At 47.0% G+C, this 25692-nt stretch carries 22 protein-coding genes; 8 read left to right on the forward strand and 14 right to left on the reverse strand.

The window, feature by feature from the left end; genetic code table 11:
- The 8 genes from L5L77_RS16430 (at window position 1) to L5L77_RS16465 (ending at window position 6376) form a co-directional block, all read left to right on the forward strand.
- A complete protein-coding gene (locus tag L5L77_RS16430; protein WP_263223150.1) occupies window positions 1-222 on the forward strand; it encodes a hypothetical protein in 222 nt (73 codons plus the stop codon).
- 665 nt (window positions 223-887) lie between these two features.
- Window positions 888-1511, forward strand: a complete 624-nt coding sequence (locus tag L5L77_RS16435) for a hypothetical protein (protein ID WP_263223151.1) — start codon at window positions 888-890, stop codon at window positions 1509-1511.
- A 1-nt stretch (window position 1512) separates the two neighbouring features.
- Window positions 1513-1914 (forward strand): hypothetical protein, encoded by a 402-nt coding sequence (locus L5L77_RS16440; protein WP_263223152.1) that lies wholly within the window; start codon window positions 1513-1515, stop codon window positions 1912-1914.
- 196 nt (window positions 1915-2110) lie between these two features.
- Window positions 2111-2356 carry a type II toxin-antitoxin system HicA family toxin gene (locus L5L77_RS16445; protein WP_006087375.1) on the forward strand — a complete coding sequence of 82 codons (246 nt, stop codon included), beginning with the start codon at window positions 2111-2113 and terminating at the stop codon, window positions 2354-2356.
- The gene (locus tag L5L77_RS16450; RefSeq protein WP_263223153.1) at window positions 2353-2691 is read left to right on the forward strand and encodes a type II toxin-antitoxin system HicB family antitoxin; all 339 of its coding nucleotides are present in this window, start codon (window positions 2353-2355) and stop codon (window positions 2689-2691) included. Before L5L77_RS16445 ends, L5L77_RS16450 begins: the two co-directional genes overlap by 4 nt.
- 530 nt (window positions 2692-3221) lie before the next feature.
- On the forward strand, window positions 3222-4550 hold the full coding sequence (locus tag L5L77_RS16455; RefSeq protein WP_263223155.1) for a DUF3560 domain-containing protein: 1329 nt from the start codon (window positions 3222-3224) through the stop codon (window positions 4548-4550).
- Between the two features lie 597 nt (window positions 4551-5147).
- On the forward strand, window positions 5148-5459 hold the full coding sequence (locus L5L77_RS16460; RefSeq protein ID WP_263223156.1) for a hypothetical protein: 312 nt from the start codon (window positions 5148-5150) through the stop codon (window positions 5457-5459).
- A gap of 557 nt (window positions 5460-6016) precedes the next feature.
- Entirely contained in the window at window positions 6017-6376 is a 360-nt protein-coding gene (locus L5L77_RS16465) for a hypothetical protein (protein WP_263223158.1), read from the forward strand.
- Between the two features lie 20 nt (window positions 6377-6396).
- Here the strand turns inward: L5L77_RS16465 and traI are convergent, their stop codons facing one another.
- Genes traI through L5L77_RS16535 form a run of 14 tightly spaced genes read right to left on the reverse strand, consistent with a single transcriptional unit; the run spans window position 6397 to window position 25692 of the window.
- On the reverse strand, window positions 6397-12357 hold the full coding sequence (gene traI, locus L5L77_RS16470) for a conjugative transfer relaxase/helicase TraI (RefSeq protein ID WP_263223160.1): 5961 nt from the start codon (window positions 12355-12357) through the stop codon (window positions 6397-6399).
- Between the two features lie 58 nt (window positions 12358-12415).
- Window positions 12416-12595 (reverse strand): thyroid hormone receptor interactor 11-like protein, encoded by a 180-nt coding sequence (locus L5L77_RS16475; RefSeq protein ID WP_263186377.1) that lies wholly within the window; start codon window positions 12593-12595, stop codon window positions 12416-12418.
- A 13-nt stretch (window positions 12596-12608) separates the two neighbouring features.
- The gene (traD, locus tag L5L77_RS16480; protein WP_263186376.1) at window positions 12609-14735 is read right to left on the reverse strand and encodes a type IV conjugative transfer system coupling protein TraD; all 2127 of its coding nucleotides are present in this window, start codon (window positions 14733-14735) and stop codon (window positions 12609-12611) included.
- Between the two features lie 2 nt (window positions 14736-14737).
- A complete protein-coding gene (locus tag L5L77_RS16485) occupies window positions 14738-15271 on the reverse strand; it encodes a hypothetical protein (RefSeq protein WP_263223162.1) in 534 nt (177 codons plus the stop codon).
- A 37-nt stretch (window positions 15272-15308) separates the two neighbouring features.
- Entirely contained in the window at window positions 15309-18122 is a 2814-nt protein-coding gene (gene traG, locus L5L77_RS16490; protein ID WP_263223164.1) for a conjugal transfer mating-pair stabilization protein TraG, read from the reverse strand.
- A 2-nt stretch (window positions 18123-18124) separates the two neighbouring features.
- Complete coding sequence (locus L5L77_RS16495; RefSeq protein ID WP_263223166.1) at window positions 18125-19513, reverse strand: conjugal transfer protein TraH; 1389 nt, start codon at window positions 19511-19513, stop codon at window positions 18125-18127.
- Window positions 19510-19662: a hypothetical protein gene (locus tag L5L77_RS16500; RefSeq protein ID WP_263183722.1), complete on the reverse strand. Its 153-nt coding sequence runs from the start codon at window positions 19660-19662 to the stop codon at window positions 19510-19512. The genes L5L77_RS16495 and L5L77_RS16500 overlap by 4 nt, the downstream gene beginning before the upstream one ends.
- An 11-nt stretch (window positions 19663-19673) precedes the next feature.
- Window positions 19674-20111: a type-F conjugative transfer system pilin assembly thiol-disulfide isomerase TrbB gene (trbB, locus tag L5L77_RS16505; protein WP_263223168.1), complete on the reverse strand. Its 438-nt coding sequence runs from the start codon at window positions 20109-20111 to the stop codon at window positions 19674-19676.
- Window positions 20112-20125: 14 nt separating this feature from the next.
- Window positions 20126-21001 (reverse strand): type-F conjugative transfer system pilin assembly protein TraF, encoded by an 876-nt coding sequence (gene traF / locus L5L77_RS16510; RefSeq protein WP_263223169.1) that lies wholly within the window; start codon window positions 20999-21001, stop codon window positions 20126-20128.
- On the reverse strand, window positions 20998-22866 hold the full coding sequence (gene traN / locus L5L77_RS16515) for a type-F conjugative transfer system mating-pair stabilization protein TraN (RefSeq protein ID WP_263223170.1): 1869 nt from the start codon (window positions 22864-22866) through the stop codon (window positions 20998-21000). The genes traF and traN overlap by 4 nt, the downstream gene beginning before the upstream one ends.
- The gene (trbC, locus tag L5L77_RS16520; RefSeq protein ID WP_263223171.1) at window positions 22863-23603 is read right to left on the reverse strand and encodes a type-F conjugative transfer system pilin assembly protein TrbC; all 741 of its coding nucleotides are present in this window, start codon (window positions 23601-23603) and stop codon (window positions 22863-22865) included. The genes traN and trbC overlap by 4 nt, the downstream gene beginning before the upstream one ends.
- 22 nt (window positions 23604-23625) lie before the next feature.
- The gene (traU, locus tag L5L77_RS16525) at window positions 23626-24633 is read right to left on the reverse strand and encodes a conjugal transfer pilus assembly protein TraU (RefSeq protein ID WP_263223172.1); all 1008 of its coding nucleotides are present in this window, start codon (window positions 24631-24633) and stop codon (window positions 23626-23628) included.
- Window positions 24620-25324, reverse strand: a complete 705-nt coding sequence (gene traW / locus L5L77_RS16530; protein WP_263223174.1) for a type-F conjugative transfer system protein TraW — start codon at window positions 25322-25324, stop codon at window positions 24620-24622. The genes traU and traW overlap by 14 nt, the downstream gene beginning before the upstream one ends.
- Complete coding sequence (locus tag L5L77_RS16535; RefSeq protein WP_263223176.1) at window positions 25321-25692, reverse strand: TrbI F-type domain-containing protein; 372 nt, start codon at window positions 25690-25692, stop codon at window positions 25321-25323. Before L5L77_RS16535 ends, traW begins: the two co-directional genes overlap by 4 nt.

Genomic DNA, 25692 nt, shown 5'->3' on the forward strand with positions numbered 1-25692 from the left:
ATGTCTCAACGTGCGATAGAAATTGTGAAGATAAGTGATCTCAAGTCCGTCAAACAGGGCGAAGTGTTTGAGTGGTGTATTGATTACGAAGAGTTTCAATGGCGCAAGGGAGATAGCTTTCTCAGAAGTCGCACGGGCGTTGATTCTCCTTGGGAAATTTGGCCGTTGACTGATAACACCAAAACCGCCGCTAATCGCAAAGTATTTAAGTTGATAAAATGACTATGGCATTCTTGAATAATTTACTCTTGGTGATTTGTTGGCTGTTCATTGCCATTTCTGTCCTTTATTTCGGCGCAGCCGCATTCAGACTCGTTTTTATTGGCCGCCGATAGGTCGCTCCATTATCCTCTGTTAGCTCCCCGCAAAACGCGAAACAAGCGGCGGCTGCGCCGCCCTTTTCCGTTTATCTGACAATACCCCTTGGTGTGCTTTGAAACGTGCCTCGGCGGTCAATCTATTTACTTTGAGTGTCTATTGGCTGCTGTGTCGCTATGTCATCTAAATACCACTGATGAACTTGGGCGTTCCCTCCGGTCGGGCTTTTCGCTTCGCTCCCCGCGATAACGTGATCCACTGATGGCAAGCAAGCTTGCCGTGGCTCTACGTTCCTGCTTGCCAATCCCTAACGCAACAACCAAACCGCCAAGCACAGTCCTACTCACTGCGCGGCAAGTGTGGCTAAGCTGGTCGTTCATTTCACCGTCATGGCCGCTCCTGGTTCTATCCCTTTCGTTTACGCTTCCGTCTTAATCTGTCGCTCACCACAACCCGCTTGCCAAGGGTTCGCTTCGCCGCTGCGCGCCCTTGTCAATCAGAACGATGGCGAGCGAGCAGGACGTCAGGCGAAAACGAAGATGATAGACCCCAAACGGAGCAAGCAGCCCATGACACACTCAATCACTACCCCAGCAAGCCACACTAAGCCTTTCAGCGAGCAAGCCAGCTTACAAGCGACAAGCAGGCTCTCCAAAGACGATATTCAACAGCAAAAAAGGGGCGAGTTGACGATCATTGTTTTAACTGAAATGAATTTCTTTCACTTCTGCGGCCTCGGACTTGAAGGGGTGGCTAATGAGGCATGGTATCCCTACTCACAGGGGTTGTTGTTTGAAGCGGTTGAACGATTCTTAGTCGCGGCAAAAGTGGCTCAAAATGTCGTATCAATCGATCAACCTCGACGCAATGGCGCAAGTATTGATTATCGCGTGCGTTTCAATGTGTTTAGCACTGACAAAAAACGGGTTTCGGTTCGTTTTCCTGTCGTGATTAAGAATTTTGGCAACGATACGCAATGCCTCTCACTTGATGAACTAATGGGGGCGTTAAGTCAGAACTATCGAAATAAGCACGTTTCAATCATGTGGTCTTTACCCTCGGGGATCACATCAACGGTTTATGTGTCGGTGGAGGCTGACGGGGAGATAAGCGATTCCTATACACATCATGCCCTTTGGTTTGTGATGGAAGGGGGCTGCATTGAGTTGGCCACTAACACGGGGGCGATATGATATGCGCAAACTCTCAGTGACGTTTGAAGAAATGAACACCTATTTACAAGGGCATTATAAACATGAACGTTTATATGGTCGCACCCCTGCAACGGGTTGGCCTGCGGACTATGCAACATCGGTTGTCAGTAGCCACATGGCTGATTTGAATGCTAACGGGATCGGGTACATTGGCCATCACGAATCCGCGACAGGTCAGGCGATCCGTTATACCGTGGACGAGGTTAAATATTCCCCCCGCTTTTTTATTGTTGGCTATGACTCCGAAAACGATATTGCCCAAAAAAAATGCTATTTTATTGATTCAGCGATCAATATCGAAAGGGCTCGCGCTAAATGCTTAGAGAGTGCTAGTTGCTATTCGATAGTGAGAATTAAGGATCTGCAAGGGCAGTTTGTGTAAGCAGCCTGAACGTCTTACAGGGGAACATGCGTTCCCCTTTCTCGTTAATTCACATCATGACCCACTTCGTTTTTTTCGTATTAAGTTCAAACCATTCGATAGGTTAAGTCTCGAAAATACCTCATTTGCAACTATATATAGTTGCACTTTTCGCGGTTGATTTGGTATAATGATCCCCTATATCGCAGGGGGCATTATGACGAAAACGGATAAATTATTAGCAAAGCTCAAATCGTCCAAAACACTGACTTGGAATGAATTAGCGGGGGCGTTAAAAGTGCTCGGCTATCAACAAGTCGAGGGTGATGGTTCGAGGGTTAAGTTTGATAATGGCATTCCGAAGGAGTTAATCAACCTGCATAAACCGCATCCTAAAAATGAATTAAAGGCTTACGCATTGCGCCAAGTGAGAGACAAATTAACCGAATGGGGGAAACTATGATGCAAAATACAATGACATATAAGGGTTATCACGGCTCTGTAGAAATCAGCCCAGAGGATAATATTCTGTTTGGGCAGGTGCTATTTATTTCACCGTTGATCAACTATGAAGCCGAAACAGCCAAAGGGTTAGAGCAAGCCTTTCAAGAGGCGACTAACGCTTATCTTGCTGATTGTGCTCAACAGGACATTCAACCAGAGAAGCCTTGTAAGGGATCGCTTAATGTCAGATTAGGCCATGACTTGCATTTGGCTGCGTCTATCGCGGCATTTCAGGCATCAACTAGCACGAATGAGTTTATCAAAAGGGCGGTTCAAAAAAGCGTGGGGTTATAGTCTGCGCTGTCTCCCTCTGTTAGCTCCCCGCAAAACGCGAAACAAGCGGCGGCTTCGCCGCCCTTTTCCGTTTATCTGACAATACCCCTTGGTGTGCTTTGAAATGTGCCTCGGCGGTCAATCGTCTATTGGTTGCTGTGGCGCTATGTCATCTAAACACCACGGATGAACTTGGGCGTTCCCTTCGGTCGGGCTTTTCGCTTCGCTCCCCGCGATAACGTGATCCACTAATGGCAAGCAAGCTTGCCGTGGCTCTACGTTCCTGCTTGACAATCCCTAACGCAACAGCAAAGCACAGTCCGGTTCATTGCCGGCTAAAGTGTGAGTAAGCGTGCGCTGGCCTCTCGCTTGTCATCGTTTCCCTGTCAATACCGTTCACGTCTGCGCTGCCACTTCTTATCTGTCTCATTTAACAACCTGCCCGAAAAGGGTTCGCTTCGCCGCTGCGCGCCCTTGTCTGTCAGAACGTGAAATGAGTCAGGAAGTTAGGCGAAGACGAGAACGATATTTAAACGACAGGAAAACCAGCAATGACAAACTCAATTCAAGCGCAAGCAACTCACACTAAAGCCAGCATTTCACCTGCCAGCCACAAGATTCAAGCAGGCTCTCACAAGCACGATACATTGAAAGGCTTTAAGGCTGGAAAGCTGCGCAAAAACGCAAAAAATAAAATTGAGGTGTTGTTGTCAATGGCGACAAAAATTGAACTGAGAACCCAATCAATGGGGATGGATGATTGTTTTAATAATAATGCCCCTCAGATCGTTGATATCGATTTCTTTTGGCGCAGGTACGAAAAAGAATACTCACAGCTAGAAATTTATCTAGCCGTTGTTGATGGTGTATTAACTAAAGTGCGTTTTTCAGATTGTCCTTACCATTTTTCTAACGATATTGTTTTAACCTTTGAAGAAGCCAAAGCGAACAAGCCGCATTTTACCTATGCACAAGTTAAACAGGCATTGTTAGACGGCTATTTATGCCCGTTGTCGAATGATTCAAAAGCCCCAGAGCCAACACCGCCAAACGATGACAACACCCGCAAAGTGGTTAGTTTTGGCGATTTCCAAGATCGCCTAGAAAGCAAGCGCGACCGCTTAGAGAACGCCTCAAGCAAAGCGGCGGCAGAATCAAACAAATTTTATGAGTCGTCTAGAAGTCTCGCTTCTTGTATTCCGTTCGGCCAGCCGATTTTAGTGGGGCACCATAGCGAGGGACGCGCTAGACGCCACGCAGACAAGATTTTTAATGATATGGGTAAATCTGTTGCGGCAAGCAAAAAAGCGGGTTATTACGCTGACAGAGCGGCCAGCGTTGGCACTAATGGCATTGCATCGGATGATCCCGAAGCTATCGCCAAACTAAAAGAAAAACTCGCAGGCTTGGAGCGTTCACAAGAAACGATGAAAGCGATCAATAAAGTTATCCGCTCTAAGCATATGACGGACGCCGACAAAATCGAGTACATGACGCAAACGCATAAGCTAACCGAAAAAGAAGCGGAAGAATTACTAAAGGGGGATTTTTGCGGTCGGGTAGGGTTTGCTAGTTACTCAATCGCAAATAACAGCGCGACTATTCGCACCGTAAGGGATCGAATTGAAGATTTGGAAAAGTTACACAATCAAGCACCATTAAGCGCAAGTGGAGAGATTGAGGGGCTTTCTTGGGCGCTATACGAGGAAGATGGCCGCATTAAAATCACTTTTGATGATATACCTAGCGAGGCGCTACGGTTAACAATAAAAAACTATGCTTTTAAATGGTCGCGATATTCTAAAGCTTGGGTTCGTAAAATAACACCTAATGCCATTTACAGCGCAAAACAATTGATAGGCAAGTTGGCAGAAAAGTAGCAGCTGTCAAAATGTGAAATCCTTGCTAATTATTAATGGTTAAAGTGGCGGCCCTGCCGCCATCTAATCCATAACTGGTTTTAAATAGAGGAGATTGAGGCTTTAAAAATTTCAGAAGTTGGCGCGATAGAATGAAATAATATTAATTTCACCTTGTTATATGTAGATTTTTTATAATAAATTTTTTTGAGTAAATAATCGGAGAAGTACGGCGGGGATTGTGTTGCCATCACTCAATGTACTATGCCAGTTTTTTGTTATTTAAAGTATTGCGATTTTTATGTGACGGTATTGCATGATTTAACGTCCTACGTAGGTTTTTAACATCGTTTTTATAGAAATAAAGGATTTAAATTTCGCTCATATGATTACCCACTTTAAAAGTCATTTACTGAATTAGGATCAAGTTCTTTTAATGGTTTGGTTAAATGTTAACGGTAACGTTCAACATGAGTTCTATATAGCAAGTTGGCTAGAAAGGTTAAAAGGGATAAGCGCAGCATCTAAGGCACATCAATATTTAATCTAATTAACGTTATAAATAAAAAGCCGTCTAGTTTAACGAGTTCAGTTTAAATAAATAGTAATGGGATTTTTATGTTAGAAACAAAAGAAGAAAAAGCCGCAAGAGAAAAGAGGGTGTTAGCGTGGCTTGGTGCTGGGTATGTCTCGCAAGGCGTACTTGCGCTAATCGAAAATTCAAGCAATGAAGAACTTGCGGTATTATTTTACCGTCACGCGTTGGGAGATTGGGGGCTCGTGCCTGATGAGGATCGGCAATTTAATGATCACGCACTTCGAAATAATGAACGGGTAATATCATCCTATTTGTTTGCAGGGATTAAGATTTGGATTATTACCGAGGCGGATAGGTCTCGAACCACAGCATTATTGCCAAGCGAATATTAAGCCGCCACGCTTGCAGAAAACGCACTCATTGAGTGCGTTTTTTTGGTCTGAAAATCCCCCTATACATTTGCCGCTTCATACGGCAGCCGCCTAGCAAAAATCGAAAACCCCCAAAAAATCCCCAAAAAATGAAAAGTGCAAAATCCTGGCGAAATAGTGAAGTTGGAACCTTGAGAAAAGAACCACACCCCACGCAAGAATTGATAAATCAATTCTTATGGTTGTCTGTTGTGTAAGTTATTGAAATTAATTGCTTAAATATCAAAATAGTTTAAATATTTTTTTTTGAAAATTCATTTCGATTTTGCACTAAATTGTATTAAAGGTGTATTAATAAAATAATACAATCGTATTAAAGGCCCTTGTACCAATGGTTTCAGGCGGATTAATACAGTATTAATACCATGTGTATTATTTAGTGTTAACGTGATGTTTATAAAGGAATTGCTCATTAACTCAATTTGTGGGTGTATTAAACTTTAATACACTGGTTAATACAGTTATAATGCAAACCTATACGTTGTTAATACACTTTTAATACATTGGATAATGTCACTATGGCCAGAAGTAAAGTTGTGCAAGTCCCCTGCGATGCAGATCTCTATGCCAAGATTGTTGCTTATCGAGAAGAGAAGGGTTTAGAAAAAGATGCTGCCGCCGCGCGAGATTTGATCTTGTTTGCTCTGCGTATTCTTGAGCATAAAGATGATGCCGAGGGGTTATCTACTCGCGAACTGTTAGAGGTTATTTTGACCTATACAGTTAAGGCACAACACACTAGCAGTTTGGTCTATTACCAGACATACAATGCGGCTCCTGTAGATATACAGAATGCAGGTATTAAGCATAAGGGCACTATGAGAAAGGCAGAGGAAAAAGTTGAGCAGATCTTAGCAGGCGAAAATAAAGAGGACTAAGTGTCCTCTTTATATATTCATTACATGGTCTTTTCCCCAATATCCAATTTAGGATTGTCGATGTTGGGGGAGTATTCTTTCGTCGTTGAACGGTGGCTATCCATTGCTAAATGTTGATAGTGTTCATCGTGCTTTATTTTATTCGTCGTTACGTTAGTGCTGTCATCTTTCATCGTGATATTTTTTGTGCCTGCAATATCATGACTCAATGATTGAATGGCTTTAGATAGGGTATTATCTTTTGTCGTTATGCTATAGATCGCTTCGTTGACTAATTGCTTGGTCGTTTCGACTTTGTTTAAGCCGTCAGGTATCAGGCTGGGTTCAATAATAACCGCATATATATTCTCCTTGCTGAATTTATCCGTAAGGTCACTTGCCAGTTTTGTAGTGTCTTGTGAATTATTAGTATCAAGTACCACTATCACGTTTTCGCGTAATTCATTTGTGTTGAATGTTTTAGTGTCATTATTATTGTTTAGCGCAATAACGTCAGCCCCGTTTTTATTATCAGCATTTATCTTAAGCGCATTCTCTACGCCGACAGCGACAATACTATAGTCTGAATTATTGCCTTTGTTGATCGTTGTGCTGTTCCTCGATTTAGAGCCGAGTATGCGCTTATTTATTTTAAGCGCTGCAATGTCACCACTGGATTTATCAAGGTAAGTGATTTCTACTGCCTTGGTTTCACTCTTGTCATTGGTGATGTTCGCGATTAATGCGGGGAAGGTGCCACGTTTTTCTGACGAATAAACGGCATCGTGAAACCGTAAGTTTTCATGCTGCGTAACCTCGATACCTTGCTTGGCTAAATAGGTTTGTGCGATTGAATTTTCGATAGGTTTCGCTTCATTAAAGTATTGCTTCGCGCGCGCTTCTAATTGGCTTTGCTTAACCGGAATGGCATGTGTTAATTCATCATGCTGTGGGTTTTTTACCAGATTATATTTATCGGGTTCGTTCATCATTTTATCGGCTTTATAAAGTGCATCTTTATAACTGCATTTTTCAGCGACCATAATCAGGTTAATTAGGGTGCCTTTATCGCCGGTTTTCCAGTCTTTAAAATAGCCACGATATTGGCCCGTTGTGGTCAATGTTAGGCTCCCTTCTTTGCCAAATGTCAGGTTATCTTTGTCTGATTTATCGCGGTTCGGCTCACCTAAAAGCTGCGTTGCAAGTGATTCACTGTAGGCCGGAAGCTTGGCATTTAGCTCGGTGGCCATCAGTTTTAGATCCACATATCCATTCACATCGAGGTACTTTGGGTTTTCCTGCGGCAAGGGTTTGTCATTAAATAGCGGAGTATGTTCAGGGTAATACTTATCTCTTGTCTCAAGTGCTGAGACTTTATTGGGATCGTTATTCACCCATGAGAGCATCATTTTTTGCGGGTTATCGGTGATGATTTTTACGTGCTTACTGGCACGGGTGATATCAATATAAGCGCGCCTTACGTTAGTTAATGCACCTTGGCCCTTAATCGCAGTAATGACATTCTCATAGGTTGCCCCTTGCGCCATATCGGCGGTGCGGGTGTAGGCGTAATCCCAATGAGCATCTTTCAACTCTTTGGTTGAGAGCGCTAATGTGTGGTTATCCGTGGATTTGAGCTGCATTTGTTTATCGTCAATGCTGCTAACGGTATAGGTTTTGTTGCCCTGCATTTCACGGTCAATATCGCTTTTGCGGAGCATGATACTGTCGCCTTCTGCGAGAGGTTGCTCACTCTTAGCCCACAGGTTCGTGAATTTGTGGCCATGATTTTTGGGGAAGAAATGCTTTTCCTCGCCGGTTTTCATATCCGCGAGGGTGAGCATGTTATTGAGCTTATCGACCTTCATAATTTCAAAATAACTGTCTTTACTGGTCGTCAGGATTAACCCCTGCTGATAGGGCAACATGGTCGCCAGTTCGGCCTTGCTGGCATGGACTCCACGTAATCTCGGTACGTTAAATTGCTCGGCACTGAGGCTTTTTTGTTGCTGTAACCCTTGGCGGATTTCGTGGGTAATGTCGTCGCGTTCCTTGTTGGTGTACGCAATGATAAGGGTATTTTCACGCGCTTTAGGTGTTCTGGCCAAGTATTCCAGTGCCACAGTGGCGGGCAGGGCTTCGGTCGCCAGTTGCTGGTTTTTCTTTGGGTTATCAGTTAGCGGCTGCAAAGTTGAAATGATATTCAAGCTTTGATTGATGTTAGCGGTAGCCTGCTTTTCGGGCGTTACCGCGTCGTTCGCTGTGGGCGCGGTGTATTGGTCAAAGGGTAATTGTTGCTGAATTTTATCAATAGCGCTTTCGCCTTGGCGATCGACAATATTATGCACGGCACTGAGTAAGGTGCTGTTCTGTTGGCGCACAATGTCTTTCATGGTGACGCTATTGATTGCGCCTTTGTTTAACGCAAGTTCAAAAGGTTTACCCGCTTCTTGGGAGGTTAACTGTTTAGTGTCACCCAAGAACACGGCGCGCGCGCCTGTTGTCTCAATCAAATGGGTGAACTTATCCATTTGGGCGTTACTAGTCATTGAGGTTTCATCGACCAAAAACACGGTGTTGGCGTATTGGTCTGGTTTTGCCTCTTGGCTTAAAAAGTTACTTAAGAGCGATTGCACCGTTTGGCTTTCGACGTTCTTGTCTTTGAGCTCGTTTACGGCGGCGTGGGTTGGCGCTAGACCAATGAATTGTGTCGGTGTCTTATTGGGTTGCGTGTTGAGAAGGGATTCGCTTTGTTTAACCAACTCGATACCCGTTTCAAGCATGGTCGATTTACCCGTACCCGCTAACCCTTGAACTGCCACAAAACGGTCTTTGGTGGTGGTGATAAGTAAGGTCGCGTCCTTTTGGCCATCGGTCAGGTTTTGATTTTGACTGAGTACCTGCGCGGCGAGTTCAACGCTGGTCAGGGGCGCAAGTTGGTCTTTGCCCGCTTGCAGTCTGTCTAAAATACGCACTTCGGTATCGATGGCGGCTTGGGTTGTCCAGCGGGTGCCGTCGTGGTATTCGGCGCTCAGGAGTGGTGGCGCGCTTTTGTCTGTGCTGTGCGTGGCCATGTGTTGCAGGGTGTTGATGATTTCATGTTGGGTAATGCTGGTGCCTTTTTCCTCAAAGGCGTACTTGATCGCATTAATAATCAGTTCTTTTTGTGAGTAACCGGCTTCTTTCTCGCTAATGTGCTGGATGGCAAAGTCCACGGCATTGTGAATAAGCCCTTTGTCTTGATGCTGGGCACCAATGGCATTCAGTGCTGCGGTCACATCTTGGGTGAGCAGGGCCGTGGTTTGGCTATTCACGAACTTTTCTGGCATGTCAGCGGCTTGCATGATGCGCGAAATACTGGATGGTTTCACCTCACTTTTTTCTAACCGGTCATCAAATTGTTGTGCCTTGTCGGTGAATATATCGATGTGTTTGATGCCTTGTGTCAGCGTGTCATGTAACCACTCTTTAGAGGCGCTATAGGCTTTAATGTTGACGATGTGGTGACTTGCATTAGGGCTCGCATTGCTTGGCGTGGTGGCGTAACCATGATTGAGCGGCGCATGGTGCAATGCACTGGCTTTAACGCTGTGTTGTTTGCCGCTTTCGTCTTTGAGCGTGACCCATTCTTTGGACAGGGCGTTGATCGTATAAATTTGTTTGCTCAAACCACTGTCTTGATGGTTTGTGGCCATGATGAGTTTGTCGCCGTTGGCGATATGTAAATTGTCCGGTTTAGCGATCCCGTACTCTGCGGCTTTAAATGCTTTGCTGCTGGGGTTAATCTCGGACGCTTTACCGTTTTTGTCTATCAGCGTGAGAGTGTTGTTATCACGGTTAATGCTGTCCACCGTCAATTGCTGCTGTTGATTGCGGCCACCGACTTTTTGCCATTGGGTGAGTACCATGCCCTTGGTGTACTGGCCGACGACTTCCCGTTGCTGCGCGGATAAGAACACGGGGTTAAGGGTAGGGATGTTGAGCCCAAGGCGCGATACATCACCTTGATTTTGCAGTTCTGCGCGAATGGCGCTGTTAAGCTGCTTCACATCTTTATGGGTGCCCGCAATGACTTGGGTGTGTTGCTTCTCGGGCAGTTGCGCGTAAGTTTTTGCAATCAGGTTAACCCTGTCACTGTCTTTGCTTTCATGCAGTCGCATGGCCGTGTTGCTTTGTTTGGTGGCGACCCAGTTGCTTTCGTTTACGTTGCCTTTCTTGAGTACCTCGATAGCGTTACCGGCTTTCATGCCTTGCTTGGCATTGGCGTGATTGAGCAAAATCACTTTACTGTTGCCCGCTTTGGCTTGCGCGAGTAAGGCATTGACCTCGTTGAGTCCGAGTTTATTGGCGTTCTCAACCACTAAAATATCGCGGTTTGTGTTGTTGGCCGTTTTAGTAAAGCTGCTGAGTGTATGGGTGTGGTCGGGTTTGAAGTGGTTCATTATCCACTTCACCACTGTCGATGAATCCCGTTGCACTCGTTCACTGGTTTGCAGTTTGCTTTTCATGTCAGGGGTAATGATGTGAATACGTTTACCGTTGGCCTCACCGACATTTAATAGGGCGGTTGCGAGCTGTTCACTGCTACCAAAGACGTTCACTAGGTTAACTTGTTTGGTACTGGCGAACAGTTCAGAGACTTTCTTTTGGTTGTCCGCATTTAAGCCTTTGCCTTGAAGCGTGTTGGTATCGACAACTTGGCGCATGTTGGCCGTTTTTGGCTTGATGCTCTCTAGCAGGTTGGTTTCTGCTTTGAGGTGGGCGGCGCTGGTAAAGGTCGCAGACTCTTTATCAAGCGGAATGAGTGCGCCATCTTCAATGTGCTTATCGAGTGCCAATTTTATATCGAGCGCATCGAGCTTCTGGCCCTGCGTAAATTCAAGCGTGGCTGATTCGACTAATTTCGCGTAATTAAAACGGTTTTGGGTGTTACTGGCGTGCTCAATCGCGCGACTCACCGCATCGATAGCGGCGGGTTTGAGCGCTAACGCATTGAGTGATGTTTCTCGCGACATGCTGTCCGTTACAAAGCCCGTCAGGTTAAAGCCGCTGTCATTGGCTTTGTTCTTCCACTGTTCAAACAAGGTGGCTTCGCTGGTATAGGCTTTGCTCTTGCGGGTGTCCTTTGCGGCCACGTCCCGCGCGGCTTGTGAGTCTAAACCTAAGCTTTGGGTTTGTTCGTTGATTTGCTGGCTACGGGTTGAAAAGGTATCGAGTAAGGACTGCGGCACACCTTCCACTTCAAACAAATTATTACCCAGTGAACGAGTTTGATAACCCGCTTGTTCAACACTGCGGGCTAAGGCGCTTTGATACAGCGATGTATAGTATTTTTGATGGTTATAAACCCGCTCACCTGTGCCATTGATGATGCCGCCTTTTTGTTTAAAGCTGCTTGCCAGCGCGCGCAATGTGCCCTCGCTGTCCTTGGTCATGTTGGCGGTGAGTGAGTGGGTGTGCAGCTGCGGATCTTCTTCACGGCTGGTTTTGTGGCGTACCATTGCAAACAGCAAATTGCCCGTGTTTTCAAAGGACGTCGCTTTAGTATCAGGGTTGGTTTGTCTGGCCTGCGCCGCATCTTTCTCGATATGCGATAACGCGAATTTTACCGCGTCATCGTGTGCTGTCATTAAGCGTTTATCGCCGCCCACGAGTGCAAGTAAACTGACGGATTTAGGCGCCGAAAAGGTAAAGTCAAAACCGTTGCGGGCGTTGCTGTTTTGGGTTTTAAGCGTTTGGTCGTTCAGGCTACCGGCTAACACCTCTTTGAGTTGATGTTCTTCAACGGGCTTGCCCAGCATTCCCTCAAGTTCAGCCAGTTTGCCAAACCATTGGGTATTGGGCTCGGCGCTCTGTTCTTTCAAGTAATAGTTGGCTTCTCCTTCTTTGGCGTCCGCTGCTTTTTCTAGCGACACGTCAGGTAAATTGAGGTTCTTTTCTTCACTGAGGTAGTAGCTGGCCGCGCCGCCAGCGCTCGACGCAATGGGACTGATGGAAAGCATAATGATATTCCTTTAGAGGGACCTCGCGCGGGGCGCGAGGTGAACTAATCCGGTAGGTTTATTCTGAGTCGAGTTGGGCTTTGATTTCGCCAGACGTGAAGCCCAGCGCTTTGAGTTCCGCGATGGCTTCAATTCGACGCATGACATTCATCCGTTCATGGTCATTTTTAGAGGCTTTACGTGAGGGCTTTTTCGCCGACAATTCGGGCACTCGTACTGTGGTGTTGAATGAGGTCATCGTTTTAGCTCCTTTAGTCGAGCGATATTTCTTCGTGTACTGAGGCTATTTGTTGCTCTTCAAGTCGCTGTGCATCCTCAATGTGCTGGTCATTGGCCTTTTGTTTTTCAGCGGCTTTTTTCTTCTCGGCATCTTTTAGCGCTAACTCAGTCGGTTTGGCCTTTTTCGCATCGATGAGGCTTTGGGCTACCGCATCGGTTTTTTCAGCAAGTTTGGTCATGCGCTGCGCTTCCGCGCTGCGTTCATCATTGTTTTCATCCCCTTCATACATGGTGTCATGAATGCTTTGGAGCTTGGTTTTATCTGCCTTATCGACGTGTTGAACCGCACTGAACTGGTGATAGTTCAGACTCCATTCAATCTGCTTTATGTTTTCAGACGGGGTGTAATCTCGCTTAATAAACGGGGCGCACAGTGAGCGCATTTGGTTAAAGACTAAATCCACTCTCACCACGGGATAATTGCCAGGCGTGCGCAGCCAAAATTGTAAATCTTCAAGCTGCATGATTTCAGAGGGCGTGACCACAGGGCGGGTAATGGTTTGATGGCCCAGTGATACGCCATCCCTGATTTCATTAGCGCCGTAGCTGTATTGCTCTTTAGAGACATCGACTTCTTGCTCACCTAAATCGTGAGACGAGATTTTGGCCATTTCGTTAGAGGGTGAGCGGAAAAATAAGCGAGTGTTGAGCAAGTCGAACATTTCAAGTGCCGCATTTTCGCCATAGACTTTTTTAAGCTGCGCGAATGACTGAATGCCTATGACATAACAGCCGCCGAACTTACGCACTTCGGCGATTGTTTCGGCAAGTTCAGGTAACTTGTGCAAGCTTGGTGCTTCATCCATCAACACCCAAATTCTGCGGTCCGGATCTTCGTCTTGTTCTAAAATGGCGGTCGAGGCAATGGATAGCCACATTGAGATCAAGGGGCGCAATGATGCATGTTGCTGTGCGTTACTGGATAGAAATAGAAAGCCATTTTCGGCATCGTTTTTCACCCACTCACGAATTGAAAATTTGCGGCGAATGAGTTTTCCCTGTTCGTCTTTTTCATCCAGTCCGGCAAGGAATCGTAGTGATTTGATGTAGGCCGCGAGGACAGACTTAATCGATATCGCCGTTTTTTGGATTTTATCTGATACCAGTGAGGCCGATTCGGTCCCTTTAAGATACTCACTTAAGGACTCAAGCTCGCTGGTCAGCATGAGTTCAAGCAGTCGTTCAGTGGTTTGGTTCTTTTTAGGTTCATCTTGCATCTTAAATGCAGTAGATGAAAAAATGGTGCGAGCAGATTGCACCCAGAATGGATCGCCCTCGCCGTGTTGGGGAATGAGCGCGCTCGCCATGTTCTCAAAATCTGAGGGCTCATGCGCATCACACCACACATCCCAGTAAGCACAGCGTTCATCAAACGGGTTCAGCAGCACATCGGTAGCAGGATTATAAAATTTACTGACAAAGGTACAGCCTTTGTCATAGATAATGGCTTTGTCGCCTCGTTCACGTATCCACGTTAAAAACTTACGCAGCGCCACGGACTTTCCCGCGCCCGTGGTGCCATCAAGTAACAAGTGCTGTACTTCAAAGCGTTCTTTGAAAATACCGATGCCATCGAGCTTGAAATCGGACTGGCGCTTGTCCTTTTTAAGCTGTTTTGCTAATTCCTTCGGCGTGGCTTTTTGCATCCCCCGAATAAAGTGTTCCTCGGTTTGCTCATCCCCTTTTTTCTTGAAATACCACATGGCCACTGACAGGAAAACGATGCCAATCACACAGCTAATAAGGAGGTAAATTTGTGTCCATAACCAAAAGCGGCTGTTGGCCGCAATCAGTATCGGGTTTTCTAATTGAGATCCTAACGTACTGGTATAGACAGTGCCTTGCCATTCAGTTTGCATAACATGACTTTCTGGTCTAAACACGCTAACCGTTTGGTTTATCCAATAATAATAAGCGCCCGTTAAGGTGTCTTTATCAAGGAAGAGATAGCATAGCAGCGCTGTTAAGATGAGCACGCCATAACAAGTCCAGCGGATAAGCACGGCGTTAATCTGCAGAAACATCCGTAAATTGTGAAATAAAATCTGGCCACCACGGGTGTAGTTACTGCCTTTAGTACGTTTGGGGTTTAATGTCACGTCTAGGGTTCCTTTTTCGGTTTATTGGCGTCGAGGGCTTTCTTTTCAGCGAGGCGTTTTTGGGCGGCAGCGTGATACTTAAGATCGGTAAAGTCTAAGTAAGTGCCGTAATAGCTGTATTCCAGCAGTACATGGGTGGTGTCATTTTGAAACTCGGCTTTATCGAGGCGTAATGGCTCCGATACGAAGGGGGCCATTTTTATGCGTGGGTATTGGCGGCTAAGTTGTTCTTCTAGCGCCTTATACTTTTCTAAGGAGCTCGGGAAGGTAAACCGGATGGTTCCTAATGTTTGAGCGTCATCAAAATACAGGGTGGCATGCTTAAGCAGCGGCTCATTAAACTGCTCACCACTCACGCGATAATAATTCCAGCTATCAGGTAAACTTGATTGGGTATTTTTGTATTGGAGGGTGTAGGTTTGCTCAACCTCTTGCCTCGTGGATTTGCCCAAGGTGAGGCCGAACAGGGTGGTTTCAGCCTGCGCCAAGGGGCTTAATAAGCACAGCATCAGTGCGCCTGTTTTAATGATGTTCATGAAGTTATCTCTTTGTGATTGAAAGTCATGGCTATTATCACATTTTTGGTCCTGTATTAAAGGGACTTGATTGACGCACTGTTTCGGCCATTTTTTCATCGTCACTTCGATTGTCTGGCTGTATTAGGGCGTGTGCCGCTTCGGCTTCGGCTCGCGCTTGCTCTCTATCGATGGAGGGCAGATTGGCGGGAACGTGTTTACTCTCTGCACTCCAGACGTCTTGCATGATTTCCGTGTTGCCTTGCGCTGCATGCCCGCCAATACGTTCGTACTCGCCCGTTTGGTAGAGGCTGTCATTGAGCGGCGCAGCGGCATAATGTGGTGATTGCTGTTTATTGATATCAATATCGGCAGCGTAGCGCTCCTGAGCCTGCATAATGTCATCTCGGCTTTGCGGTAATTCATGGTTTTTGTATTGCTCTACCATCGCTTTGACTTCGGGACTGTTCGCAAACTCGGCTGCGAGTTGGTTACGCTCTTGCTGCATTTCTGGTGTTTGCCCCTTGATCACGTCCATGGCATCACCTTCTTGCTTTCTTGCATTTCCTACGTAATCAACAAAGTCTTGATTAAAGTCACGCCCAATACTGATTGAGCCACTTTTGACGCTATTGGCGAGGTCGGTGTAACTTTGGGCTTCGGTGAGCTGGGCGTGTTGGGTTTTGGCTAGGGATTCAGATTGATTAATGCTATCAACAAAACTTTGCATTTCACTGTCCGATTTTGTGTGCGTATTACTGCTTTGCTCACCTGAGCTGTAGCTCTTCACTTTATCGATATTGCTACTAAACTGCTCTTGATAGCTTTGTAGGCGACTCACGCGTTCACTGTCACTTAGGCGAGTGCTGTTTGATTCATCGGTAGACGCTGACGTCCCTGTGCTGGCTTCCGCAGAAGCGCCAGAGCCAAACAATCCTTTGCCCGGCGTGCCGACAGTGACCCCCATTTTGGCATCGGCGTTCATCCGTATTGCATCATTCCATGCCTCATCTTTAGTTTTGCCAAATTCTTTGCCGTAAGACTCGACAAGGCTACTGAGATCCGCAACGGATTTACGGTGGTTGCCTGCCTCGCTGGTACTGCTGTTGTCGCCATAACTGCTGGTTTTATTCAATCCACGACTTAAGTTATTGCTCTGGTTTTGGATTGCGCTTGTGGTTTGGTTGAGTTGTTCTCCGGTGGATTGACTGGCACTGATCGCGTTTGAGGCAGATTGCGAGGCCGAGTTCGTCACCACGTCACTGCCGCTAATGTTCACTGGCAAGCTACGGCTTAAAGCATTTTGGCCATTAATGACTTGTCTGCCGTCATCAAAGGAGGTGGTCTCATAGCCGGTTGCATCTTGTTTGGTATTGCCGTGTATACGTTCAACGCCTGTGGTGTCTATTTTATTGCCGTTGGTGTTGTTGTAGCTGTAGTTATCCACCTGCGCGTTACCCAAATTGATATCACCACTTGCCGCACTCGCTGAGGTGCGCGCGTTAACGCTGCTCATCATGCCTGCGAACTGATGCGACATACTGCTCATTACCGACGCGCCGCCTTTCATAATGAGCGGGACAATTAATGTCGGTACGCTCATCATTAAAAAGCCGGTCATGGCGGCATAGCGGGAATGCATTTCTTGTAAGGGATCAACGTTGCTTAACGTGATACCGCCATAAATGTTAGTGATTTCGGTGGCGTTAAGGGATAAGCGCGTGGTCATGATGAAGTTAATGAGGGCAAACATCACTGGCCATGTGCCAAGGTAGATAAAGCCTTTGAAATAGTTGCCGAGCACTTGAAACGTGAGCGAGGGGATCATGGCAATCGCCACCACTAAAAAGGCGACAGAGCTAAACAGCAAAAACAAAATCGATTGCAGCATGGGCAAAAATTCCCGCGCCTGCAGGGCCATTCCCGCCCACATCGATGTGGTTTGCATTTTGTTTTGTGTATAGGCGTAGTTGAATGCGGCGGCGGTGTTGTTGCTCACCGCTGCATCATCCGCGAGGCCATTTCGCAGGGCGTTAATCGTCATGTTTTGCAGTGTGATTTGCGACGCGCTTTGACTGATATTGGCGTACTTTTGATAACCACTGCTGATGCTGGTATTCAAAAAGCTTTGTTGGTTTGTGGCCTTTTCACCATAAATCCAACTGCCTAGTAACTTGATGCTTTTTGCGCTGTCTGCTTGGAAAAGTTGCTTGAGGCGCGGAAGGGCTTCTTTGCAAGTGGGGTAATCATCAAAACCCATTTGAATCGCCCGTAGCGGCGAAGGGTTGTGAGTCGCTAAAAAGTCCCAAATGTCCGGCGCACTGGCTAAATCTCGCCATGTGTATTTATTATTGAGTAGCATATCCCCGCGAATACAACTGCTGATGTAGTGCTGCCAATAGCCTTTAAGTTGGGTGTTTTCTATCTCGCTTTGTCTGGATAACTTGTACAGTTCAGAGCCAAACATCATGCCTGTTTTACTGTATTGTTGATCATCCGGTACGTGAAAAATATCTTCCACCGTTTGGGTGGTGGCATACATATAATGCGATGCCCATGAGGCCGGAAACGCCACTATCGCCGGCACATTGTCCACGCGATAGTTACCCGTCGGATTGGTTAAATCGGTAATTTGCACTGTGGCGGTGGTGTTCATGGCAAGCAATGGCACGGCAAAGTAAACCGCGCACCATTTCATAATCGCGTTATGGTCACGCTTGATGAAAAAGTGCAGCGCGGTGGCCACAACGGCAAACAGTGCGCAGATGCTTATCATGCTGGCAAATGAATCGGACTTGAACAGCACGGCAATGGCATTCATCACTTGCTTGGCCACGTCACCGTTGCTGTAGGTGAAAATCTCAACTGCCATGGTTATCGCTCCCCAAAATTCAAGTTGGCCTTAGCTTTAGCGCTCATGGCGCCCGTTATTTGCTGTTTGATTTGCTGGTTTTGCATAATGAGCTGGTGCTGCGATACGGCCTCATTTTGAGCTTTAGCGGTGAGTCCTTCTAAAAAGCGGTTGGCGTTGATAATGTCTCGCTCGATACGATCAATGTCTTTGGGATCATTGTTCGTCGCAGTGATAGAGGATTTTACAATCGACAGCATGTTTTGCAGATAGAGGGTAATAAACTGCACGCTGATGATTTTGGCGTAAGTATTGGTTTGGGGCGCAAGTCCTGCCTCCAATTCGGTACGTAAAAAGGTCATGATGGGCAGTGTGGTGTATTCGAGCAGCGACTTGTCGTTGTCTGTGAGTGGCTGGTCGTTTTGCATCTTGCTGGCGATACCTCTGAGTAAGGTTTCTACGCGGTATTGCAGGCCGTGATTACTTTGGATGGTGATCGTTTGTTGTGTCGGTGCTAAGCATTGGTCAATGGCTTGATTGGTGCATTGATAACTTTCAGCTTTGCCGCCCTCTAACAGACTATTAATCAGGTTATTGTTGTCGGTCAGCAGTGAGCCATAACCGCGCGCATTGCCGGTCGCGTCATAGATATACGTGCCCGAAATCGACATGAGAAATTCTGCCAAGGTCGGATCGCTGGCAAGGAATGTGTTTTTTAAAATGGCGGCCCACACAATATTGGTATTTTTGCGTACCATGTCTTTTAGTGCGGGATCTTTCTTGGCGTTATCGAGCTGATTGTTAGCTTGACCGCCCGCGCCGCATTCTTGCTGGCCAGATACCCAATCCGCAAAGGCGTTATTTTGTGTACCCATGGTGGCACAAATGTATTTTTGACTGCCAACACCTGCAAACCCCGCCAGCGCCGAGACACCCGCTTGGGCACTCTCGCAAGAATTGATCGACTGATTGAGGTACTTATCAGCAATGGCCGTTAGCGTGTCCTTAATCTGTTTGATTTGTGGCGCCCACGTCTGCAGGGCTAAATCGACCGCGAACGGTGCGGCGTTGGCGATGATGGCCTTACCTTGTTGCACTAGCGCGTCAGAGTTGATGTGACTGAAACCGCCCATAAACATATCAATACCACCACAGCCAGCGGCAATGCTGGGCATTTGCACGCTCACCAGTTGTGCATCGCGAATGGGGCTACGCACAAAGAGATTGCCTCCGCTGTAGTAGTTGGCGCTTTGGCCTTTGAATGAGCCCGGATTAGTCACGTTCGTACCATAGCCTAGGCCATTGAAGAAATCGTTTAGCGAACCTGAAACCCCTGCGCTATAGGCGTTTGTTGTCAGCATGAATGAAATCGTAACGCCCAGTAGTGTGCGTGTTAATGCTAAATGCTTCATGATTGACTTCCTGCGTTGCCATTAATCCGCTGGTGTAGCGTGCGTAGCCCACGCAAGCAAACAGCACTTAACAATGCATGCACGGGGACGAGCACGAATTTATAAATGGCTAAGGCCAGTAAAATATTGATGATTAACATCGTGTCCATGAATGTTGCTCCTAGCGCATGCTTGCAATGACTTGTGGGTCATTGAGGGATTGAAGATAGCTTTGTTGAAGCTGCGAGGGCGTCACATCCCCGACCGTTAAACGGACAAACTTACGGGTGTTGACGTTGATCAAGAATGTGGCCGGTACGGTCACGCTGCGCGGGTTCTCAAAGAAAGTAGCGGCAATGTCTGGCGTGGAAGGAATTGGCACTTCAAAACCTGCTATCCCTTGGTTGTCGAGCGAAAAGGCATAGGTATAGGTGCCTGTTTGCGCCGCAAGCTGTTTCAGTTTAGGGGCGAACTGGTGGCAAAACGGGCAGTCAGAGCGAAAGAAAAACACTAACGCGTAATCATTCGGATTGGCTGCAACAGCCGCCCCCATGGGGGTGGCCTTAGCGCTTAAAGAGAATAAAAGAGTCATTAACATTACAGTGATGATGCGTTTCATGGGTATTTTTCCGTTTAAAAGTCAGGGGCGAAATCGGTGGCCACGTTCAGGAAGCGGCCAAGTAAATCGTCTTGAGAGATAAAGCCATAAGCGAGCGGTTTCATTTCCCCCGTGCCAGGATTAACTAACACGAGTGCGGGACTAAACGGGACGTTTATGTGCTGATCGTTTTGACGGTTCTGCACGATAGCTGGCAGTGCAACGCCATCGAGCGTGACGCCAAGTAGCTCAATGCCATGCTGCGTAGCGAACTGCTGCACGCTGGGCGCCAGTGCAATATCAATTTCTTCACTGCCCTTGTAGACAAAGAACAGCCCCCATCCCGCATCGGCAAGGGTGCGTACCGCGCGCATCTTCTTGTTGCGCTCTAATGATAAATAGGTGCTTCTAGCCGCTTGCTCTGTTGGCCTGTCTTTGGTGTAAGACAGCTCAGGATTGTCGAGTAATACCTTTTTAAACGTCATGCCAAACTCAGACGACTTGTTGCTGACGTACTGATTAAGCAACATGGCCTTTTCGACTTTCTGGCTGTCTTGGCTGTTTATCGCGGCATCATTGAGCGTGTCTTGGTAGTAGCTGTGAAACCAATCCATCTGCTCGGTGGGCGTCAGGGTTTGGGTGCGCGTGAGTGTGACGCTTGGCGTTTCGGCCTTTTTAGGCGCTTGCTTCTTGGGGGCAGTCGGTTCGTTATACCAGCGCCACCCTTGTGCATCCGTGGCGTTTGCGCCGAGGCAAAACGTTGTCAGCATAAGGAGCACTAACGCGCTGCGCTTGTTGACCACCACATCCCCTTTTTTTGTGGACAACCACGCTAACGGCGCGCGGCTTGACCACCGAAAAAAAGGCACTGCGGCGGCATGTTGTAAGCGGTTATTTAACAACGTCCTCATGGTTTGGTTCCTCCAACCGACTGTTGTAAGCGTTTTTGAATTTCGTCTGTGCTGGGCAGTTCGATGGCGTCGTACATGTCTTCATAAAAATCAGAAAAGTCCATTGACGACATATCAATGCGTTGCAGTTCGTTAGGTGAAAAGGCGCTGCAATCAGGATTTTTAGCGCTGCCGAAGTTTTTGCCTAATTGCGCGCGGCCCTCAACTTGCACGATGCGCGCGAGTTTGCTATCAAACGCGCAATAGGCTTTTTTCTTGCGGATACACACGCCAAGCACTTTCTCAGCACAATATTGGCCAAGTGATACGGTGAGCTTGTCCTCTTTGGCGGTAGCCAGCGCTTTTTCTTCTTCACTGCAAGACGTTAAGCCGATGCCGTTACCCCAACCGCTGTCCTGACAACAATTGCTTATCCCCAGCGCTTTATCGCTGCACTCCATGATGTTGCCTTTGAAAATGATGGCGCTGTCTTCGTTGATGTTGGCTTTGTCTTTCACATCACCGGCGGCGTCACTGACGGCGGCCAGTCCTGCTGCAGCATGGTTAAAGTCAGTGCTACGAGTGGCAGCTGGATCGTAATAGTCACCACTGAGCGCAAAGCTGTCTGCACCGCAGATAAGGCCGGTATCACGGCATTGCTGTTTATCACATAGGCGTTGTTGTTTATCTTTAATGCAAACGCCGCCAAGTTGGGTGTCACAAGTGGTCGATTGAATACTGCAATCTGCAATGGTGTCGCAGGTATTGGGAAAGGCACATTGATAGGTGGTTTGTTCATTCCAGCAGTCTAATGTCACTTTTATCCCATTGATTATGCGGGTTTCATTTCCTTGTGTGCATTGGGATTTAACTTTCTGGCATTCAGGTAAAACTGCACCGCAGCTATTGTTATAGCCAATTTCTACATTAGTTTCGGTGGTCGTTATTATTAGTGGTAAATTGTAAATTTCGGTCGTGATAGGTTTAGTTACGCTTCGAAGCGTCGTTTCTATTTGTAGTGAAAACTCCGTCGCATTGCGTTGATGTGTAAATATTGAACTGATGGAATAGGGGCATTTTGAATTTGAAGATACCCCTGCTGCACATGGATTACGATTATCCCATTTTTTTTCTAGCGTTGCGGTTCCTAATGAAACACCATCAATTAAAAATTGTAACTGCGTTGCTGGCCCAACAGTAATTCCATAACTACCATTTCCAACATTCATTGTTCCTATGGTTAACAATTCTCCTTGGCTACGAATACCTGTAATCACAGCATTCGGATTTGGAAGCGCAATAGTGAATGGTGGCATACCTGATAGGCTCAATGTGTGCTCTTTTTCTGATACTGAAGTGCTTTTGACAAAGGGCGTAAGGTAGCATTGCACCGGATTGTTAGTGGGTAACGTGCAAGAACGCGGTTGAGAATCGACTTCACAAACGAGCCCTTTTTCACAGTCATGATATTTAGATGAAATGCCGTGGCTGATATTGTAAGCATCATTTTGATAGCCAACGGCGGTATGGTATGCCGGATCGTTTTCATCAATCGTCGGGCGGCCATTATTAAAGCCACTCGTCACGGCTTGGGCTTGGCCATCCGTGCTCATGCCTTGCATTTTGGCACTGTCCATGGCGCTCGGGTTGTTGTAGTAACGGCTTTCGCTTGGGTTAGCGACTTCTTGCTGACATGTCGCATCTTTGCATAGGCTGTTAACGTCAAAGCCGGTGTAACCCGCTTTGTTCTGATTCTGCTTGATACTGTCTTTGGCCCACTGCACATTATCGCGGTAATCCTTTTCGCTGTTGGCCGCCATAACAGGCAAGGCGGCGCTCAATGTGAGGATGGCACTGAGGATTAAGGCATTATTCAACTGAGTCATTTCGCCCCCTTTGCTAATGTCTTAGCTGCCACATCGGGAATGCTGCCGTGTTGTGCAAGTAAGTTCAGCGCGTCATACAACGAAACGTTGCCGTAAATCACGTCAAAGTCATCGGTACTGCAGGGCTGTTTTGCCTGACATTTGTTGGGTCTTACAGCAACAAAGGCGGGTACTTGGGTAATGCCGAATTGCGTAAACCACTGGGGATTAATCGCAAAACCGCTCTGTATGGTTTTACCCTTGTTATCGATAAGGTGATTCATCTGTTTAACGGTGGCTGTAAAGCCTTGAGGCAGTACACCGCGCACAATGAGTGGCACCTGTAAGTCTGCGCTTTGCATGAGTAACTGCTGCAAACTGGTCGCAGGCATACCCAACGACACAAATACCATCACACCATTAGCATCGGCGCTGGGGTTGGGCTTGGCATCGAGAAATGGTGATAGTGCGTTGTCTAATTGGCCTTTGCTTTGTGCTTCGAACTGACGGGCTTTATCAAACAGCGCGGCTTGGTCGAGGTTCAGCGGCGGTAACGTGTGGCGCTCTTGTTGTGACAGCGCTTTGAGTTCGTCAATACTGTAATGAGTTTGGGCAAGTACGGGTGAAATAAATCCAACACTGTATAAGCTCAGCATTGCTGCTAAGCCCCTAATGCGCCAAGATAATCGGCAGTTATGCACAATTTTTGTGCATAAGGCGGTATAAAGTGTTGGTAATTTGGTCTCAAACTTTTTCATCGAAAATCCCTCTCCTTATTGGTCACAAAAACACGCAATTGCGTTTTTTGAAGTTGATAAAACCAAAGTTGTCACCCGACACAGGGTTGTCGTGGCCACTTTCCCAGATAACGGTGGTTGTGGTGTAAGGGTGCGCCCATAGCGCATCGGGTATGGTGTTGGTCATTTGATAGCGATAGCGGGATTTGGGCATGAGGGGCATCGGCGTTTGATAGCAAATCGCGCCATCTTCACCGTGGGATTCCCATACGATGCCTTGGCGATGCAATTTGTAGTTCAAGCGCTCTAAAATCAACGTACCCGCCTGAATTGGCGTGTCGCGGTAATTGGTGGTGCCAGTCAGGGGGTAAGCACTGCCTTGTGAGCCCATACACCAAAACAGAAAATCAAAGGGCAACACACTGTTTGTCGAAGTGGCCACGGCTTCGGTGGCACAAGCGAGTTGTGACACGATATTGCCAAATAAAATGGCTTCGGGATTGAGAATAAAAGACAACTCATCGTCATCCCACAGTGGATCTATCTCTGTTAGGTAAGCGATATCAAAATTGTCCGTGGCCATACAGGCTGCGCTTTGCATAATTTGCAGCCAATAGATCACAGGGTATTTGTACCAGTGCCCATGATAAAACGCGCCATCACTGGCATCGTTATCGCGACTTGTAACGCGACCGCCAATTTGGGGGGAATTACTCATGTCGAGCTTCATGCCCATGTTGACCATGCAGTAAGGAACGCGCGTCACGTCCACTAAGGTATCAGGCTCCCAGTAGCCGATATTCAAGCCAATTTGCATAAAAATAGGCGGCGGTTTGGGACAAAATGAAATGGGTGATACGGGGTTGCGCGTATCGGGTAGGCTCCCAGGAATAATAGGCACACTGCCAATGGTCATCGGGAAGATACACGACCAACAAATGTCGGTCATCGGGTTAACGAACGTGCCCGTACAGGCCGCTTGCGCGTTGACTTGTGCGGGAATGACTCCCATTAATAATGCTAATAGCAGCGTGGTTTTAATGTGTCGCATGGTTTGTTTCCTCCATGAATACGGGGAAATTTGACACATCTATTTCGCGCACTTGCCACATCACCCCTGCTTGCTTAACTACACTCGGAACGCGCTTAAGTGTTAATGCGCGGCTGAGGTTTCCTTGCTGGTCAAAGTAAACGCGCGCATCTAATTGGCCATGCAGTGTTTCGGGTTCGCCGCCCGTTAAAATCCATTTGATGGTGTGTGGCTTGTCATGGGTTGTTGCAAACTCTTTGGCCCATAACACTTGCTGCACATCATCCCCATCAAAAAACACCAGCGTTTTACTGAACTCAAACTTGCCGACGTTGGCCTTTTGCAATGCTGGCCATGTCTTGGTGTCAAATGGGTTTACGCGCGTCCCTTTGGGATAAATCAGGTTGCCATTAGCATCATTGATATCTTTGGCCAGCGTTAAAGTGGGATCGACTAAAAACACTTCTGGTGTTTTAGTGGTGATAAGTCCAACTGGACGAGGGCGCTTAACACCGGCTTTGACATTCTCTTGGAATTGCTCGCGCATACTGTCTAGCTCACCCGTTTTTTCAAAGGTCTGCAGACGGTTTTCAATCCACTGCAGCATGTCAATTTCAGCAATGGGGAACACTTGCCCCACGGTGCCGATGGACGCAGCCTTGAGCGGCAATAGTGGGCATAGCGCCAGCATCAGTAGCGCGAATTTATTCATTTAGGCGTGACCTCGCTCGCTTGGGCGCGGTTCGCCTTGTTTTGCGCTTGAAGGGTTTGCAGTAGTGACTGCTGAATTTCTTGGGTGACATTCACGGCGCCACTGACGACAGCGGGACTGACTAACACCACGACATGGTTATCAATGGCGTATTGCTGCACCACATCATCGAGTGTTTGGGTAAATCGCGTGATTTCTTTTTCGCGTTGTTCGTCGGATAGCTCGCTTTGACCGATTGACTGGTGAAAGCTCGCCACGGTTTCGTTAATGTCATACTCGACAACACTGGGTTCGCGCGTCACCCAGAGGGTGAGCATGACGCCCAGCGTCACCAACCATAAAATTGATTGTATGATGGTTTTTTCCAT

It is taken from the genome of Shewanella sp. SM29, assembly GCF_025654245.1.
Classification (GTDB): Bacteria; Pseudomonadota; Gammaproteobacteria; order Enterobacterales; family Shewanellaceae; genus Shewanella; species Shewanella oncorhynchi.

What these genes read in the sequence shown, in the direction of transcription:
- L5L77_RS16430 (WP_263223150.1), top strand. Translation starts at nt 1, where the DNA reads ATGTCTCAACGTGCGATAGAAATTGTGAAGATAAGTGATCTCAAGTCC.
- L5L77_RS16435 (WP_263223151.1), top strand. Translation starts at nt 888, where the DNA reads ATGACACACTCAATCACTACCCCAGCAAGCCACACTAAGCCTTTCAGC.
- L5L77_RS16440 (WP_263223152.1), top strand. Translation starts at nt 1,513, where the DNA reads ATGCGCAAACTCTCAGTGACGTTTGAAGAAATGAACACCTATTTACAA.
- L5L77_RS16445 (WP_006087375.1), top strand. Translation starts at nt 2,111, where the DNA reads ATGACGAAAACGGATAAATTATTAGCAAAGCTCAAATCGTCCAAAACA.
- L5L77_RS16450 (WP_263223153.1), top strand. Translation starts at nt 2,353, where the DNA reads ATGATGCAAAATACAATGACATATAAGGGTTATCACGGCTCTGTAGAA.
- L5L77_RS16455 (WP_263223155.1), top strand. Translation starts at nt 3,222, where the DNA reads ATGACAAACTCAATTCAAGCGCAAGCAACTCACACTAAAGCCAGCATT.
- L5L77_RS16460 (WP_263223156.1), top strand. Translation starts at nt 5,148, where the DNA reads ATGTTAGAAACAAAAGAAGAAAAAGCCGCAAGAGAAAAGAGGGTGTTA.
- L5L77_RS16465 (WP_263223158.1), top strand. Translation starts at nt 6,017, where the DNA reads ATGGCCAGAAGTAAAGTTGTGCAAGTCCCCTGCGATGCAGATCTCTAT.
- traI (WP_263223160.1), bottom strand. Translation starts at nt 12,357, where the DNA reads ATGCTTTCCATCAGTCCCATTGCGTCGAGCGCTGGCGGCGCGGCCAGC.
- L5L77_RS16475 (WP_263186377.1), bottom strand. Translation starts at nt 12,595, where the DNA reads ATGACCTCATTCAACACCACAGTACGAGTGCCCGAATTGTCGGCGAAA.
- L5L77_RS16485 (WP_263223162.1), bottom strand. Translation starts at nt 15,271, where the DNA reads ATGAACATCATTAAAACAGGCGCACTGATGCTGTGCTTATTAAGCCCC.
- traG (WP_263223164.1), bottom strand. Translation starts at nt 18,122, where the DNA reads ATGGCAGTTGAGATTTTCACCTACAGCAACGGTGACGTGGCCAAGCAA.
- L5L77_RS16495 (WP_263223166.1), bottom strand. Translation starts at nt 19,513, where the DNA reads ATGAAGCATTTAGCATTAACACGCACACTACTGGGCGTTACGATTTCA.
- L5L77_RS16500 (WP_263183722.1), bottom strand. Translation starts at nt 19,662, where the DNA reads ATGGACACGATGTTAATCATCAATATTTTACTGGCCTTAGCCATTTAT.
- trbB (WP_263223168.1), bottom strand. Translation starts at nt 20,111, where the DNA reads ATGAAACGCATCATCACTGTAATGTTAATGACTCTTTTATTCTCTTTA.
- traF (WP_263223169.1), bottom strand. Translation starts at nt 21,001, where the DNA reads ATGAGGACGTTGTTAAATAACCGCTTACAACATGCCGCCGCAGTGCCT.
- traN (WP_263223170.1), bottom strand. Translation starts at nt 22,866, where the DNA reads ATGACTCAGTTGAATAATGCCTTAATCCTCAGTGCCATCCTCACATTG.
- trbC (WP_263223171.1), bottom strand. Translation starts at nt 23,603, where the DNA reads ATGAAAAAGTTTGAGACCAAATTACCAACACTTTATACCGCCTTATGC.
- traU (WP_263223172.1), bottom strand. Translation starts at nt 24,633, where the DNA reads ATGCGACACATTAAAACCACGCTGCTATTAGCATTATTAATGGGAGTC.
- traW (WP_263223174.1), bottom strand. Translation starts at nt 25,324, where the DNA reads ATGAATAAATTCGCGCTACTGATGCTGGCGCTATGCCCACTATTGCCG.
- L5L77_RS16535 (WP_263223176.1), bottom strand. Translation starts at nt 25,692, where the DNA reads ATGGAAAAAACCATCATACAATCAATTTTATGGTTGGTGACGCTGGGC.